The 14,629-nt window shown below is 67.0% G+C and carries 11 protein-coding genes; 5 read left to right on the forward strand and 6 right to left on the reverse strand.

The window, feature by feature from the left end; all coding sequences use genetic code 11:
• The first annotated feature begins 159 nt into the window (after positions 1-159).
• Both AC07O0_RS10975 and AC07O0_RS10980 read left to right on the forward strand, forming a co-directional pair.
• Positions 160-1,866, forward strand: coding sequence for a Na/Pi cotransporter family protein (locus tag AC07O0_RS10975; RefSeq protein WP_494622855.1), 1,707 nt, complete (start codon positions 160-162; stop codon positions 1,864-1,866).
• A 159-nt stretch (positions 1,867-2,025) separates the two neighbouring features.
• On the forward strand, positions 2,026-2,511 hold the full coding sequence (locus AC07O0_RS10980) for a hypothetical protein (protein ID WP_494622857.1): 486 nt from the start codon (positions 2,026-2,028) through the stop codon (positions 2,509-2,511).
• Between the two features lie 197 nt (positions 2,512-2,708).
• On the opposite strand, the gene AC07O0_RS10985 is transcribed toward AC07O0_RS10980, so the two are convergent.
• A complete protein-coding gene (locus tag AC07O0_RS10985; protein WP_494622859.1) occupies positions 2,709-3,908 on the reverse strand; it encodes an MFS transporter in 1,200 nt (399 codons plus the stop codon).
• 117 nt (positions 3,909-4,025) lie between these two features.
• On the opposite strand from AC07O0_RS10985, the gene AC07O0_RS10990 reads away from it, so the two are divergent.
• Positions 4,026-4,913: a LysR family transcriptional regulator gene (locus AC07O0_RS10990; protein ID WP_494622861.1), complete on the forward strand. Its 888-nt coding sequence runs from the start codon at positions 4,026-4,028 to the stop codon at positions 4,911-4,913.
• A 34-nt stretch (positions 4,914-4,947) separates the two neighbouring features.
• Here the strand turns inward: AC07O0_RS10990 and metH are convergent, their stop codons facing one another.
• Genes metH through AC07O0_RS11005 form a run of 3 tightly spaced genes read right to left on the reverse strand, consistent with a single transcriptional unit; the run spans position 4,948 to position 10,626 of the window.
• On the reverse strand, positions 4,948-8,697 hold the full coding sequence (gene metH, locus AC07O0_RS10995) for a methionine synthase (RefSeq protein WP_494622863.1): 3,750 nt from the start codon (positions 8,695-8,697) through the stop codon (positions 4,948-4,950).
• A gap of 4 nt (positions 8,698-8,701) precedes the next feature.
• Positions 8,702-9,613: a methylenetetrahydrofolate reductase [NAD(P)H] gene (gene metF, locus AC07O0_RS11000; RefSeq protein WP_494622865.1), complete on the reverse strand. Its 912-nt coding sequence runs from the start codon at positions 9,611-9,613 to the stop codon at positions 8,702-8,704.
• Entirely contained in the window at positions 9,613-10,626 is a 1,014-nt protein-coding gene (locus tag AC07O0_RS11005; protein ID WP_494622867.1) for an ArsR/SmtB family transcription factor, read from the reverse strand. Before AC07O0_RS11005 ends, metF begins: the two co-directional genes overlap by 1 nt.
• A gap of 560 nt (positions 10,627-11,186) precedes the next feature.
• On the opposite strand from AC07O0_RS11005, the gene AC07O0_RS11010 reads away from it, so the two are divergent.
• Complete coding sequence (locus AC07O0_RS11010; protein ID WP_494622870.1) at positions 11,187-11,828, forward strand: hypothetical protein; 642 nt, start codon at positions 11,187-11,189, stop codon at positions 11,826-11,828.
• A 45-nt stretch (positions 11,829-11,873) separates the two neighbouring features.
• On the opposite strand, the gene AC07O0_RS11015 is transcribed toward AC07O0_RS11010, so the two are convergent.
• A complete protein-coding gene (locus AC07O0_RS11015) occupies positions 11,874-13,292 on the reverse strand; it encodes an aminotransferase-like domain-containing protein (protein ID WP_494622872.1) in 1,419 nt (472 codons plus the stop codon).
• A gap of 84 nt (positions 13,293-13,376) precedes the next feature.
• On the opposite strand from AC07O0_RS11015, the gene AC07O0_RS11020 reads away from it, so the two are divergent.
• The gene (locus AC07O0_RS11020; protein WP_494622874.1) at positions 13,377-14,240 is read left to right on the forward strand and encodes a DMT family transporter; all 864 of its coding nucleotides are present in this window, start codon (positions 13,377-13,379) and stop codon (positions 14,238-14,240) included.
• Positions 14,241-14,414: 174 nt separating this feature from the next.
• Here AC07O0_RS11020 and AC07O0_RS11025 read toward each other — a convergent pair whose 3' ends face one another.
• Complete coding sequence (locus tag AC07O0_RS11025; RefSeq protein WP_057190882.1) at positions 14,415-14,618, reverse strand: cold-shock protein; 204 nt, start codon at positions 14,616-14,618, stop codon at positions 14,415-14,417.
• Positions 14,619-14,629: the final 11 nt, after the last annotated feature.

Consider the following 14,629-nt stretch of genomic DNA (forward strand, 5'->3'; position numbering starts at 1 on the left):
CAGCTGTCGTACGACCTGCCTAAGGACTCCGTTAGCCAGGTGGGGAAACCGGCACGGAGCAGCACGCGCGTCCATTGCAGGACCTGCGCGCCTGCGCTCGCCGTGACGGCTCGACCCGGCCGCAGAGGCGTCCGCGCACCCCTTGTCGGAGTCGAGAGCATGCAAGTCGACATTTTCACGCAGGTGATCGTGCCTGTGATCGGTGGCCTGGGCATCTTCATGCTCGGCCTCGAATTCATGAGCAACGGCATTCAGAATCTCGCCGTCAACAAGATGCGGGCCCTGCTCGCCAAGATCGCCGGCACGCCGGTCAAGGGTGTCATGGCCGGCACCTTCATCACCGGCATCATCCAGTCCTCGACCGCGATGACCGTCATGGTCGTCGGCCTCGTCAATGCCGGCGTCATCGGCCTGCGGCCCGCGATCTCGGTGATCATGGGCGCCAATATCGGCACGACGCTCGGCAACGGCCTGATCGCGCTGCCGCTCGGCCCGCTCGGCCTGCTGCTCGCCGGCATCTTCGCGCTGGTCCACATCTTCGCCAAGACCGACAAGGTGAAGAACATCGCGCTCGCCTGCATGGGCTTCGCGCTGATCTTCTACGGCCTCAACCTGATGACCGGCGGCCTGCGTCCGCTGCGCTCGATGCCGGAAGTGATGAGCGTCATCTCCTCGCTCAAGGCCGACACCTATCTCAACCTGATCTACTGCGTGCTGATCGCCGCCGGCATCACCGCGATGATCCACTCCTCCTCGGCGACGATCGGCATCGTCATGGGCCTCGGCGCCGCCGGCATCCTCGACTGGAAGACCGCCGTCGCCTTCTCGCTCGGCGCCGACCTCGGCACCACCATCACCTCGTGGATGGCCTCGCTCAACCTGTCGAAGAACGCCAAGCGCGCGGCCTACGCCCACATATCCTTCAACATTATCGGCGTCGCCATCACGATACCGCTCTTCTTCGTCTCCATGGACATCCTGACCTGGGCGATGCAGTGGTTCGGTGGCAATCCCGGCATCCCGGTCATCAAGGACGGCAAGGAGACCTTCCCGCTCGTCCCCGTCGCGATCGGCCTCTACTCGACCTTCTTCAACATCTTCAACACCGTCCTGCTCTTCCCCTTCGTCGGCGTGTTCGAGCGGGTCCTGTCGCGGGTCGGCGCCTCCTCGGTCGACGACATCGAGGATTACTCGACGCCGCGCTTCCTCGCCAAGGCGACCGACCACGCCCATGCCGTCGCCAACATCCAGCAGGAAACCGGCCGCTATCTCCAGGCCTCGCAGCTCTTCCTCGACATCGCCCGCGACAAGCCTGACGCGCCGCAGAAGAGCGAGGAGCACTACGCCGCGATCGACGTGCTCAACCGCGACATCCGCGCCTACACCTCCGGCATGTTCACGCCCGAGATGCCCTATGCTCGCGCCGACCTGGTCGCGAGCCTGATCGAGGAAGAGGACTTCACCGCCAGCCTCGGCGAGACGCTCTACCAGATCGCCCGCCGCATCGAGCGCCAGCCCTTCGGCCAGCCCGGCCGCGAGGTCGTCGACAGCATCATCGACCAGGTCGCCGAGGCGATGCGCGCCATCGTTCCGGCCGGCCAGGATGCGCCGATCGTCTCGGCCGAAGCCGAGCCGCGCATCGCCGCCTTGTCGGCGGTCCGCGAGCGCTGCCTGCGCCTCGGCGCCGAGTTGCCCTGGGTCGAGCGCGGCGCGATCCTGGCGCTGCTCGGTTCGGCCGAGCGCGCCTTCTTCCTGATCGAGCGCATCGACGACGAGCGCCGCTCGGTCTCGCGTGTCGTGCCGGTGTCGGAAACCAGCCCGCAGACCCGCGAAGCCGGCTTCGGCACCGCCGCCGTCCCGGCCTGAACAGGCTGACATCACCGAGTTGTGGACAGGCCGCCTTCGGGCGGCCTGTTTGCTTTTGTCCGCTCAACTTTTGCCGTCATCGCGCGCGAAGCCAGGCCATCCGCAATGACGGTGCAACCCGCGAATTGTCGCCTGTCCGGCGCAAAGGCGCGGCGATCGATGGCTATGAGGACGACGACGATGATCCCGAGGGCAATTTTTCTGCTGGCGCCCGCTCTGGCGCTCCAGACTGCCGCTGTGCTGGCCAAGGACGGCCTGAGCTGGGGCGTCCGGCAGGATGGCGAGGGCATCGTCGTCGCCTATGAGATGCCACAGACCGACGATCAGCGGCTGTTCTTCTCCTGCGATTTCGCCAGCAGGAGCCTGACCGTACGGATCCCCTTCTTCAAGGAAGGCATGAAGGACAATGCCGTCACGACCGCCAAGCTGTCGTCGAGCGGCGGGCAGGCTGATCTACCCATGAAGCTGATCAGCGACGAGATGGGCAATCATTTCGAGGCGACGACGACGCTGACGCCGGTGCTGCAGGCGGTGCTGCGCAAGGGCCAGAGCCTGACCCTGCGCGTCGAGGGCGAGACGCAGAGCTTCCCCCTAGCCGGCGGCCAGAAGGGCTTTGCCGTGATGGCGCAGCGCTGCGGCGGGTAAGTCATTTCCAAGTAAGGCGCGGGATCCCCTCTCCTGGAAGGAGAGGGGTAGGGGTGAGGTGTTCGGACTGGAAACGTTGGCCTGAACCCAACCGCGTGGTCGGGCCTCGCGGAACTGGTCAGGCGGCCTACACCTCACCCTGCCCTCTCCTTCCAGGAGAGGGTTCCCCGCGCCTCCCCTTCACGGCGCCAACGGGCTCAGCCCGCTCGGGCGGCGCGGAAGCCATGGCTCTTCGCGCCCCATGCGACCGCAAAGGTGACGATCAGAAGCGCCGCCAGCACCCATGGGAAGGGCGCGACGCCGAACCCGCTCAACAGCAATCCGCCGAGGATGCCGCCACCTGCGATGGCGAGATTCCACGTCGTCACCAGCATCGACTGCGCGACATCCGCAGCATGGCCCGCCGCCTTGGCGGAGGCGGTCTGGAACAGCGTCCCGGCCCCGCCGAAGGCCAGCCCCCAGGCTGCGACCGCACCATAGATCACCGCCGGCACGCTGCCCGCGACGCCGAGCGCCAATGCAGAGAAGCCAAACAGCGCGACGCTCGCAAGAACCAGCTCGCGCAGCCAGCGGTCGATCAGGGCGCCAGTGATCCAGATGCCGAGCAGCGAGGCGAGGCCGAAGACCAGCAACACGACATCGGTCCGGTCCTTGAGGCCAGCCGGCTCAAGGAAGGGCGCGATATAGGTGTAGAGCGTATTGTGGGCGAGCACATAGGCGAAAACCACGAACAGGACCGGCCGCACGCCCGGCAGCGTGAACACCGTCTTCAGCCCGAACTCCTGCCCTCGCTTGTGGCCGGGGAAATCGGGCACCTTGGCCAGGACCCAGACGACGAGGAGCACCGTCAGCCCGCTCATCACGCCGAAGGTCCAGCGCCAGCCCAGCAGCGTGCCGAGGAAGGTGCCCGTCGGAATGCCGAGCGAGAGGGCGAGCGGCGCGCCGACCATGGCGATCGCGATCGCGCGGCCCTGCAGATGGTCGGGCACCATGCGCGCGGCATAGCCGGCCGCCAGCGCCCAGAGCAGCCCGGCGCTCATGCCGGCGACGAAACGGGCGACCAGCGTGACGGCATAGCTGTCGGAGATCGCCGTCACCGTGTTGACGACGGCGAAACCGCCGATGGCGATCAGCAGCAACGTGCGCCGCCGCCAGTTCTGCGTGGCGATCGTCAGCGGAATGGCGGAGACCAGCGAGCCGACCGCATAGGCGGTGACGAGCTGGCCGATCAGGGCCTCGGATTGCCCCAGGCTCTCAGCCATCTGCGGGAGGAGCCCCGATGGCAGGATTTCGGTGAGGAGCGTGATGAAGGCCGCCATGGCGAGTGCCAGCAGGCCCCCTAGGGGCAGCCTCGCCTCGCTCGTGCCTGCCGATATCGTATCTGTCGCTGATGTCATGGCTATAGCGCCTTCGAAGATGGGTCGGCGCTTGAGGTAGCTGGTTCCCAATGCGCGAAAAACAGGACACAACTCATGACACTTTGGACATTTCCGTCATGACTGGGTGACCGCCGCATGGACAGTCTCGGAGCGCTCTTCGCCTTTGTGCATGCGGCCGATGCCGACGGCTTCACCGAAGCTGGCCGCAAGCTCGGCATCTCCGCCTCGGCCGTCAGCAAGGCCGTGGCCCGCCTGGAGGAGCGGCTCGGCGCCAGGCTGTTCCATCGCTCGACCCGCAGCGTCACGCTGACGCCGGAGGGGGCGATGTTCCTCGAGCGCTGCCGGCGCATCCTCTGCGAATACGAAGCTGCCGAACTCGAGCTCTCGCGCAGCCGGGCGACGCCGCAAGGCAAGCTGCGCGTCAGCCTGCCGTCGATGAGCATGATCCCGATGGCCAAGCTCGCCGCCTTCAAGCGGCGCCACCCGGAGATCGAGCTCGAACTGGACGCCACTGATCGGCTGGTCGACGTCATCGGCGAGGGCTTCGATGTCGTGCTCCGCACCGGCGAGCATGCCGATTCCCGATTGATGACCCGCACGCTCGGCCATTTCAGCCAGGCGCTGGTCGGCTCACCCGACTATTTCCGCCGGATGGGCACGCCGGAGACGCCGGAGGACCTCGCCCGGCACACCTGCCTCGTCTACCGCTTTGCCAATACCGGCAAGCTCCACCAATGGCCCTTGTCCAGACAGGGCGAGCCCGCGCAGGTCGAGATCCAGCCCAGCGTGGTGACGAACGCACTCGAAGCGCAGATCGGCCTCGCCGAAAGCGGGCTCGGCATCGCCTGTGTTCCCGACCTGTCGGTCGCCGAGCATTTGCGGCGCGGCTCGCTCATCCGCATTCTCGAGAGCTATGTCGAGGCACAGACCAAGCTCAGCGTCATGTGGCCGGCCAGCCGCTACGCCTCGCCGAAATTGCGGGCCTTCGTCGACTTCGCCGTCGAGGAATTCCTGGCCGCGTGACCTCGCCTCGCCGCGTTCGCAGCGAGGCCGCCGATCACTCCGCCGCCTCCGCATAGGCGCTCGGCTCGTAGTTCAGGATCGGCGCCAGCCAGCGCTCGACCTCGCGGATATCCATGCCCTTGCGCACCGAATAGTCCTCGACCTGGTCGCGCTCGACCTTGGCGACGCCGAAGTAATAGGCGTCGGGATGCGAGAGGTAGAGGCCGGAGACCGAGGAACCCGGCCACATCGCATAGCTCTCGGTCAGCTTGACGCCGACGCGCGGCTCGGCCTGGAGCAGATCGAACAGCGTTGCCTTCTCGGTATGGTCGGGCTGGGCCGGATAGCCCGGCGCCGGGCGGATGCCCTGGTATTCCTCGCGGATCAGATCCTCGTTCGAGAAGGTCTCGTCCGGCGCATAGGCCCAGAACTCGGTGCGCACGCGCTGATGCATGCGCTCGGCGAAGGCCTCGGCGATGCGGTCGGCCAGCGCCTTGACCATGATCGAGCGATAATCGTCATTGTCGCGGGCGAAGCGCTCGGAGATGCGCTCCTCCTCGGCGCCCGAGGTCACCACGAAAGCGCCGATATAGTCCGGCGATCCGCCTTCCGGCGCGACGAAGTCGGAGATGCACATGTTCGGCTTGCCATCGCGCTTGGAGAGCTGCTGGCGCAGGCCGTGGAAGGTCGCGAGCTTCTCCTGCCGGCTCTCGCCGGTATAGAGGCGGATATCGTCGCCGACGGCGTTCGCCGGCCAGAAGCCGATCACCGCCTTGGGATTGAACCAGCGCTCCTCGACGACGCGCTTCAGCATCGCCTGCGCATCGTCCCAGAGCTGGCGTGCCGCCTCGCCCTGCTTCTCGTCCTCGAGGATCGCAGGGTACCGGCCCTTCAGCTCCCAGGTCTGGAAGAAAGGCGTCCAGTCGATCAGCGGCACCAGCTCGGCGACATCGTAAGTCCGGAAGACGCGGGTGCCGAGGAAGGTCGGCTTCGGCGGCTGGTAGCCGGCCCAGTCCGGCTTGAAGGCGTTGGCGCGTGCCTTGGCCAGCGGCAGGCGCTGCTTGTCGGCCTCGGAGCGGCGATGTGCTGCGGCGACCTTCTCGTACTCGGCCTGGACGCCCTCGACGTAAGGAGCCTTCTGCTCCTGCGAGAGCAGGCTGGAGACGACGCCGACGGCGCGCGAGGCGTCGGTGACATAGACCGCCTGGCCCTGGTTGTAGGCCGGGTGGATCTTCACGGCGGTATGGACGCGGCTGGTCGTCGCGCCGCCGATCAGCAGCGGGATGTCGAAGCCCTCACGCTCCATCTCGGAGGCGACGGTGACCATCTCGTCGAGCGAGGGCGTGATCAGACCGGAGAGGCCGATGATGTCGACGTTCTCCTTGCGGGCCGTATCGAGGATCTTCTGCGTCGGCACCATCACGCCGAGGTCGATCACCTCGTAGTTGTTGCACTGGAGCACGACGCCGACGATGTTCTTGCCGATATCGTGGACGTCGCCCTTGACTGTCGCCATCAGCACCTTGCCGGCAGCCTGACGCTCGGCGCCGCCATTGAGGCGCTTCTCCTCTTCCATGTACGGCATCAGGTAGGCGACGGCCTGCTTCATCACGCGGGCCGACTTCACCACTTGCGGCAGGAACATCTTGCCGGCGCCGAACAGGTCGCCGACCACGTTCATCCCGGCCATCAGCGGCCCCTCGATGACATGAAGCGGCTTCTCGGCCTGCGTGCGCGCCTCTTCCGTATCGCGGTCGATGAACTCGGTGATGCCGTTGACCAGCGCGTGCTTGAGGCGCTCGTGCACGTCGGTTTCGCGCCAGGCGAGGTCCTTGCCCGAGACCGCCGCCGAGCCGTCGCCCTTGAAGCGCGGCGCGGCGTCGAGCAGCCGCTCGGTCGAATCCTTGCGGCGGTTGAGGACGACGTCCTCGCAGAGCTCGCGCAGCTCCGGATCGAGGTCGTCGTAGCTGCCGAGCTGGCCGGCATTCACGATGCCCATGTCCATCCCGACCTTGATGCAATGGTACAGGAAGACCGAATGCATCGCCTCGCGGACCTTCTCATTGCCGCGGAACGAGAAGGACAGGTTCGAGACGCCGCCCGAGATATGGGCGTGCGGCAGCGTCTCGCGGATCGTGCGGGTCGCGTTGATGAAGTCGTTGCCGTAGTTGTCGTGTTCCTCGATGCCGGTCGCCACCGCGAAGATGTTCGGATCGAAGATGATGTCTTCCGGCGGGAAGCCGGCGACCTCGGTCAGGAGCTTGTAGGCGCGCGTGCAGATCTCGATCTTGCGCTCGTAGGTGTCGGCCTGGCCGGTCTCGTCGAAGGCCATGACGACGACGGCGGCCCCGTATTGCCGGCAGATGCGGGCATGCTCGAGGAAGGCTTCCTCACCCTCCTTCATCGAGATCGAGTTGACGATCGGCTTGCCCTGGATCGTCTTCAGACCTGCCTCGATCACATGGAATTTCGAGGAATCGACCATGATCGGCACGCGGGAGATGTCCGGCTCCGAGGCGATCAGGTTGCAGAACTCGGTCATCGCCTTCTCGGAATCGAGCAGGCCCTCGTCCATGTTGATGTCGATGACCTGCGCGCCATTGGCGACCTGGTCGCGCGCCACGTCGAGCGCGGCGGCATAGTCACCATTGGTGACGAGCTTGCGGAATTTGGCCGAGCCGGTGACGTTGGTGCGCTCGCCGACATTCACGAACGGAATGGTCTCGTCGAGCGTGAACGGCTCGAGCCCGGCGAGCCTGAGGTAAGGCTTCGGCTCCGGGATGGCGCGCGGCGCCTTGCCGGCGACGGCCTCGGCGATCGCGCGGATATGGCCCGGCGTCGTGCCGCAGCAGCCACCGACCATGTTGACGAAGCCGGCATCGGCGAACTCGGCCAGCATCTTGGCGGTCGCCTCCGGCCGCTCGTCATAGAGGCCGAATTCGTTGGGCAGGCCGGCATTGGGGTAGGCGCAGACCAGCGTGCCGGCGACGCGCGACATGTCCTTGATATGGGCGCGCATCTCACGGGCGCCGAGGGCGCAGTTGAGGCCGATCGTGAGGGGATCGGCATGGCGCACCGCGTTCCAGAAGGCCTCGACCGTCTGGCCCGAGAGCGTGCGGCCGGAAAGATCGGTGATCGTGCCGGAGATCATCACCGGCAGTTTCAGGCCCTTCTCGCGAAAAACCTCCTGGATCGCGACGATCGCCGCCTTGGCGTTGAGCGTGTCGAAGATCGTCTCGATCAGCAGCAGCTCCGAGCCGCCATCGATCAGGCCACGCACCTGCTCGGCGTAAGAATCGCGTACCTGGTCGAAGGTGACGGCGCGGAAGCCGGGATTGTTGACGTCGGGCGAGATCGAGAGCGTGCGGTTGGTCGGGCCGATCGCGCCGGCGACGAAGCGGCGGCGGCCGTCCTCCTTGCGGGCGATCTCGGCCGCCTCGCGTGCGATCCGGGCGCATTCGACGTTGAGTTCGTAGACGATCGCTTCCATGCCGTAATCGGCCTGGGCGATCGAGGTGCCGGAGAAGGTGTTGGTCTCGACGATGTCGGCACCGGCCCGGTAATAGGCGAGGTGGATGTCGCGCAGCGCATCCGGCATCGTCAGCGCGATCAGGTCGTTATTGCCCTTGAGGTCGTGGTTCCAGCCCTTGAAGCGCTCGCCGCGGAAATCGGCCTCGGTCAGCTTCAGGTCCTGGATCTGCGTCCCCATCGCGCCGTCGAGGATGAGGATGCGCTCGGATGCGGCCTGGCGCAGGGCGCGCTCGACCTCGGCGCCGTCAGCGAGGGTGGGCTTGTAGTCGGACATCGGCTTACTCCGCCGCCACCTGCTGCGCCTGCGCCTTTTCCGGCTTCAGGCCGACGAGATGGCAGATCGCATAGACCAGGTCGGCCTTGTTCATCGTGTAGAAGTGCAGGTCGGAGACGCCGCGATCGATCAGGTCGAGCACCTGCTCGGCACAGACGGCGGCGGCGACCAGCCGGCGCGTCGCCGCATCATCCTCTAGCCCCTCGAAGCGATCGGCCAGCCATTGCGGCACGCTCGCCCCGGTCTTGCGGGCAAAGCCGGCGGTCTGCTTGAAGTTCTGCACCGGCACGATGCCCGGCAGGATCGGGATCTCGATGCCGCGCGAACGGACCTTGTCGAGATAGCGGAAATAGACGTCGTTATCGAAGAAGAACTGGGTGATCGCCCGGGTCGCGCCGGCATCGACCTTCTTCTTCAGCGCATCGATGTCGGCGTCGAGCGAGGCGGCTTCCGGGTGCTTCTCCGGATAGGCCGAGACGGTGACCTCGAACTCGCCGATCTTGCGGATGCCTTCGACCAGGTCGGAGGTCTGGTGATAGCCCTCAGGGTGCGGCTCATAGGCGGTGCCGAGCCCGCCGGCCGGATCGCCGCGCAGCGCCACGATATGGCGCACGCCCGCCGCCCAGTAGGAGCGGATGACGTCATCGACCTCGGCGCAGGAGGCGGAGACGCAGGTCAGATGCGCCGCCGGCTTTAAGGCCGTCTCGTCGATCATGCGCTTGACGGTGTTGTGGGTGCGCTCGCGGGTCGAGCCGCCGGCGCCATAGGTCACCGAGACGAAGGCCGGCCCGAGCGGCTCGAGCCGGCGCACGCTCTCCCAGAGATTGACCTCCATCTCCTCGTTCTTCGGCGGGAAGAACTCGAAGGAGACGCGCGGACGGCGCGAGCCGTGGCGGCTGGGACGGAACGCGTTCATCACGCAACCTCACGATCGAACTGGCGAATCGGAAAATCACCCTGGAGGCGCCGATCGCGCCCGCGCCAGAGCATGACGCCGAGCTGGCCGCAAGCCCCGTCGGGCGCCGTGACCTCCTCGGCGAGATCGCAATCGAGGCCGGCCTCGGCGAACCAGGCGACGATCTCGTCCTTCTCGAAGCCGAGCCGGCGATGGGCGTGCTCGGTCCGCAGGAACTCCATTTCGTGCGGCGCGAAATCGACCAGGATCAATCGCCCGCCGGGCGAGAGCAGCGCCGCCGCCTCGCGCAAGGCACGGGCCGGATCATCGAGGAAGTGCAGCACCTGGTGCACGATCACCAGGTCGAAGGAGCCGCGCGCGAAGGGCAGCGCATAGATGTCGCCCTGGCGAAGCTCGACCCGCGACAGGCCCGCCTTCTCCAGATTGGCGCGCGCCACCGCCAGCATGGCGTGGCTGGCATCGACCCCGACCGCGCGGGCAGCCTTGGGCGCGAGGCGCTCCAGCATCCGCCCCGTGCCGGTGCCGAGGTCGAGCAGCGCCTGCAAAGGCGTCTCGCCGACAGCCGCTTCGACGGCGGCCTCGACCGCAGCGTCGGGCACATGCAGCGAGCGCAACTGATCCCATTCGCGCGCGACATTGGCGAAATAGGACTGCGCCGCCGCAGCCCGCGATGCACGCACCGCGGTGAGTCGCTCGCGATCGGCCGCCAGAACCGGGTCGGCAGGATCGAGATCGCGGGCGAGCGTCAGCGCCAATGCGCCGCCGGGCGTCGCATCGTCGAGCCGGAAGAAGGCGAAGGCGCCCTCCCGCGAGCGGCGCAGCAGCCCGGCTTCCGCCATCAGCTTGAGATGGCGCGAGATGCGCGGCTGCGACTGGCCGAGGATGTCGGTGAGATCGGACACCGAGAGCTCGCCTTCCGCCAGCAGCGCCAGGATCCGCAGTCGTGTCTCCTCGCCCGCCGCGCGCAGGCCCGCCAGCAGGGAAACCAGAGAGAGCGTCGTGGGCTGGCGCAAGGGCTCGAACTCCGCGATCGTTCGAAAAAAGATATAAAGATATCTTTATATCGAACAGGCCCTTCTTGCAAGCCCTCAATCGGGTTCCGCCGGCAGCGGCCGGCATCGCGCCAGGCAGGAAGGCGGCGCCCCGTCACCACTCAATCCAGCTCGTCAGCTTGTCGCAAGCTTCACCGCCTAGAGCTTTGCGACACTGTTTTGCCGAACCAAAGCCGGCAAGCCTCGTCTCCGGCTGACGTGATCCCGATTGGTCGCCAGCCCATGGGAGGCGTGTCCGGTTGCCCAAGGAGTAGCCCATGCCAACAGTTTCTGACGTCGGCCGCACTTTGCCGGTTGCGCGGAGGGATGAGCTGGAGCCGGCCGAGCGCGCGCCAGTCCCTTCGCAAGCCTTCGATGCCGCAGCACCGCAGCCGGCACCGACTGCCCGCTCTGAGGCCAATCGCGGTCCGCTGTCCCTGAGTGAGCCGAAACCAGGCGAGATCTTTACCTTCGCGCCGCGCCTTGCTCCCGACAATGCCGCAAACACTGCGCTCCATGCAGCCGGGCCGGGCCCACTTGCGTTGCAGGCCATGGATGGTGAAGTCGATAGCGCCGGCGGCTGGCTCAAGGACACCGGCACGCTGTTCGCCGGTGCTTTGGTCGCCGACCAGGTCGCTGATCTCCGCTTCGGGTTCTTCGGCCTGTTCGGCGACGAGAAGGGCGCCTGCGACCTTGCCCAGGACGCAATCGAGGAAGGTGATGAGATCGCCGGCGAGGATCGCGTCAACACGGACTATGAGAGTTTTGCCCTCCGCCGCTGGCTCGACGGTGACGGCGGCGTCGAGAGACTGCCGGACGATCTCGGTCAGCGCGCCCTCTCGCATCCCAATGTCCAGGCCGGGTCAGACTACATCGCCAACTACAACTGCCAGCCACTGCCGCCGGGCGTTGAAAGCATGACGCCGATCACCCTCGAAAATGGTGAGCGGGGCTGGAAAGCCGTGGTCAGCTTCTATGAGCCTGACGGCAAGGGCGGCAACGATCCGTTCGATGGCCTGTTCGGCGACGCCACCGTCTATTACGACGCCGGGGGCAAACCGGTAGGCCTCTACGACCTCTATGATTTCTCGAACGACAATGCGGCCGTGGACGCCATGAACATGATCGGCGATGCCGCGGGAGCCGGGTCGTACGAACTCAAATACGGCATAGGCGGAGCCTAACGTTTCATCGGAGCGCCCGCACGATCCGGGCGCTCCGGCCGCACGTCACCTTCGAATGGCGCTCTCCAATGCTCGGAAGATGCGCGGATCGCTCGACTGCGCCACGTTGAAGCGCATGAAGTGCCGCGCCGCCTGCGACAGGCTGAAGGCATTGCCTGGCGCGAGCACGACCCCCTCGGCCAGCGCAAACCGGGCAACCTCCCCCGCGTCGAGCTCGCCCGGCAAACGGCACCACAGGAGCATTCCGCCGCGCGGCGTCAGCCAGGGCTCGATGCCGAGGGCGGCAAGCCGGCCGCGCGTCTCGGCCATGGCGCGGCCGAGGCGCTGGCGCAGCGCCTCGACGTGCCGGCGATAGCTGCCGTCCTTCAGGAGGTCGAGCACCAGTTCGGCCGCAAGCCGCCCGCCACCGAAGGAGAGCGCGACCTTGAGGTCGGTCAGCCCCTCGACCCAGTCCGGCCTTGCCGCGATGTAGCCGCAGCGCACCGAGGCCGACAGCGTCTTCGAGAAGCTGCCGATCTGGATCACCCGCTCCAGCCCGTCGAGCCCGGCGAGCCGCGGCGCGAACTCCGGTTCGAGATCGCCGAAGATGTCGTCCTCGACGATGGTCAGCCCGGCCTGCTCGGCGAGCTTGAGCAGGCGATGGGCGGTCGCGGCCGAGAGCGTTGCGCCGGTCGGGTTGTGCAGGGCTGAGTTGGTGACATAGAGCCGCGGCCGGTGCTCGGTCAGCGCCTGCGCGAACAGGGCGAGGTCCGGCCCCGACGGCGTATAGGGCACGCTGACGATCTTGGCACGATGAGCCCGCAGCAGCGCCTGGAAATTGAAATAGCAGGGATCGTCGACCAGCACGGTATCGCCGGGCTCGAGCAGGAAGCGGCAGACGAGGTCGATCGCCTGCGTGCCCGACTCGGTCAGGACGATCTGGTCCGGCGGGGCCTCGACACCGCGCTCGGCCAGGCGATGGGCGAGCAGATGGCGCAGCGCAGGCAGGCCGAGCGGCGTGCCGTATTCGGCTAGCGTCGCCGCATCGGCTCGGCTGAGCCGGCGCAACGCCTTGCGGATCGAGGCCTCCGGCAGCCATTCGGGCGGCAGCCAGCCGCAGCCCGGCCGCAAGGCGCCTTCGCCTGCATCGAGCGACTGCCGGGAGATCCAGAGCGGATCGACGGCCCGGTCGAGCTTCGGCGCGACATCGGCGAGCGACAACGGCGGCAGGCGCCGGACATAGAAGCCCGAGCCGCGCCGCGCTTGGATCGCCCCCTCCGCCGCCAGCCGCTCATAGGCCTCGACCACGGTCGATTTCGATACGCCCATGCTCTGCGCGAGACCGCGTATCGAGGGCAGCTTGGCGCCCGGCGCCAGCGTGCGCCCGGCGATGCGCTGCCGGATCGCCGCCATGACGCGCCCGACCAGCGTGTCGGCGGCCGCCGCATTATCGGCGGAATCCTTAATCTGTACGGCTTCCTGCATCAGGACAGTTTGCCTGAACTGTACCGTACTGTCTCTGGAAATCCGCTAGCCCGCGCCGCATGCAGGCCGGCCCTAGGAGGGACCATGGACAGAACTGCGAACGGCCTGCTCAACGGCTTCATTGGCGTCGTCATCTTCAGCGGCTCGCTGCCGGCGACCCGCGTCGCCGTCGCCGATTTCGATCCGGTGTTCCTGACCGTCGCACGCGCCGCCATCGCCGGACTGCTCGGGCTCGCTTTGCTGCTCGCGCTGCGCCAGAAGCGCCCCGCGCCGGCCGATCTCCTGCCGCTCACCGTGGTCGCGCTCTGCGTGGTCGTCGGCTTTCCGCTGCTCACCGCGCTGGCGCTGAAGCACGTCACCTCCGCCCATTCGATCGTCTTCATCGGCCTGCTGCCGCTCGCGACCGCGATCTTCGGCGTGCTGCGCGGCGGCGAGCGGCCGCGAGCGGCCTTCTGGCTCTTCGCCATCCTCGGCAGCCTCTGCGTCGTCGGCTTCGCCTGGATGCAAGGCATCGCCGCCTCCCCGGTCGGCGACCTCCTGATGCTCGCCGCCGTCATCGTCTGCGGCCTCGGCTATGCGGAAGGTGCCCGGCTGTCGCGCCATCTCGGCGGCTGGCAGGTGATCTCCTGGGCGCTCGTCCTGTCGCTGCCGATCATGGCCGGCCTGTCGCTCATGACGCTGCCGGCCTCGTTCGCGCAGGCAGGCGGCCCGGCCTGGCTCGGCCTGGCCTATGTCTCGCTGTTCAGCATGCTGATCGGCTTCGTTTTCTGGTATCGCGGCCTCGCCCAGGGCGGCATCGCCGCGGTCGGACAATTGCAATTGCTGCAGCCCTTCTTCGGCCTGGCCCTGGCGGGCCTGCTGCTCGGCGAGACTGTCGGCTGGCAGATGATCGCGACCTCGGCGGCGGTCGTCCTTTGCGTTGCGGGAGCAAGGCGCTACGCCCGCTAGATCGGAATATTGAAGGGACGAAGCCGAGGGTAGCAGCGCGCTCTGTCGCGAACGCGTAGCGCCCGTGCCGGTCAGGGCCGGTTGTCGGCGGAGCGGCGAGCCTGCCGGTTAGGGCGCAGTCTTTACAACCGCAGGCCCGCAGCCTTCGTCACGCCTACCAAGCCTGCAGCTGCGTCAGAGCAGCTTCAGGTCACCGGCCGCAGTCTTGCCGCGCTCGGTCTTCAGGTCGAAGGAGAGCTTCTGTCCCTCGGTCAGGGACATCAGGCCCGCTTCCTTGACGGCCGTGATGTGTACGAACACATCCTTGCCGCCGTCAGCAGGTTGAATGAAGCCGTAGCCCTTCTCGGTATTGAACCATTTGACGGTTCCGGTCGCCATCGCCGCATCCC

This window comes from Allobosea sp. GW821-FHT10B12 (assembly GCF_059415545.1).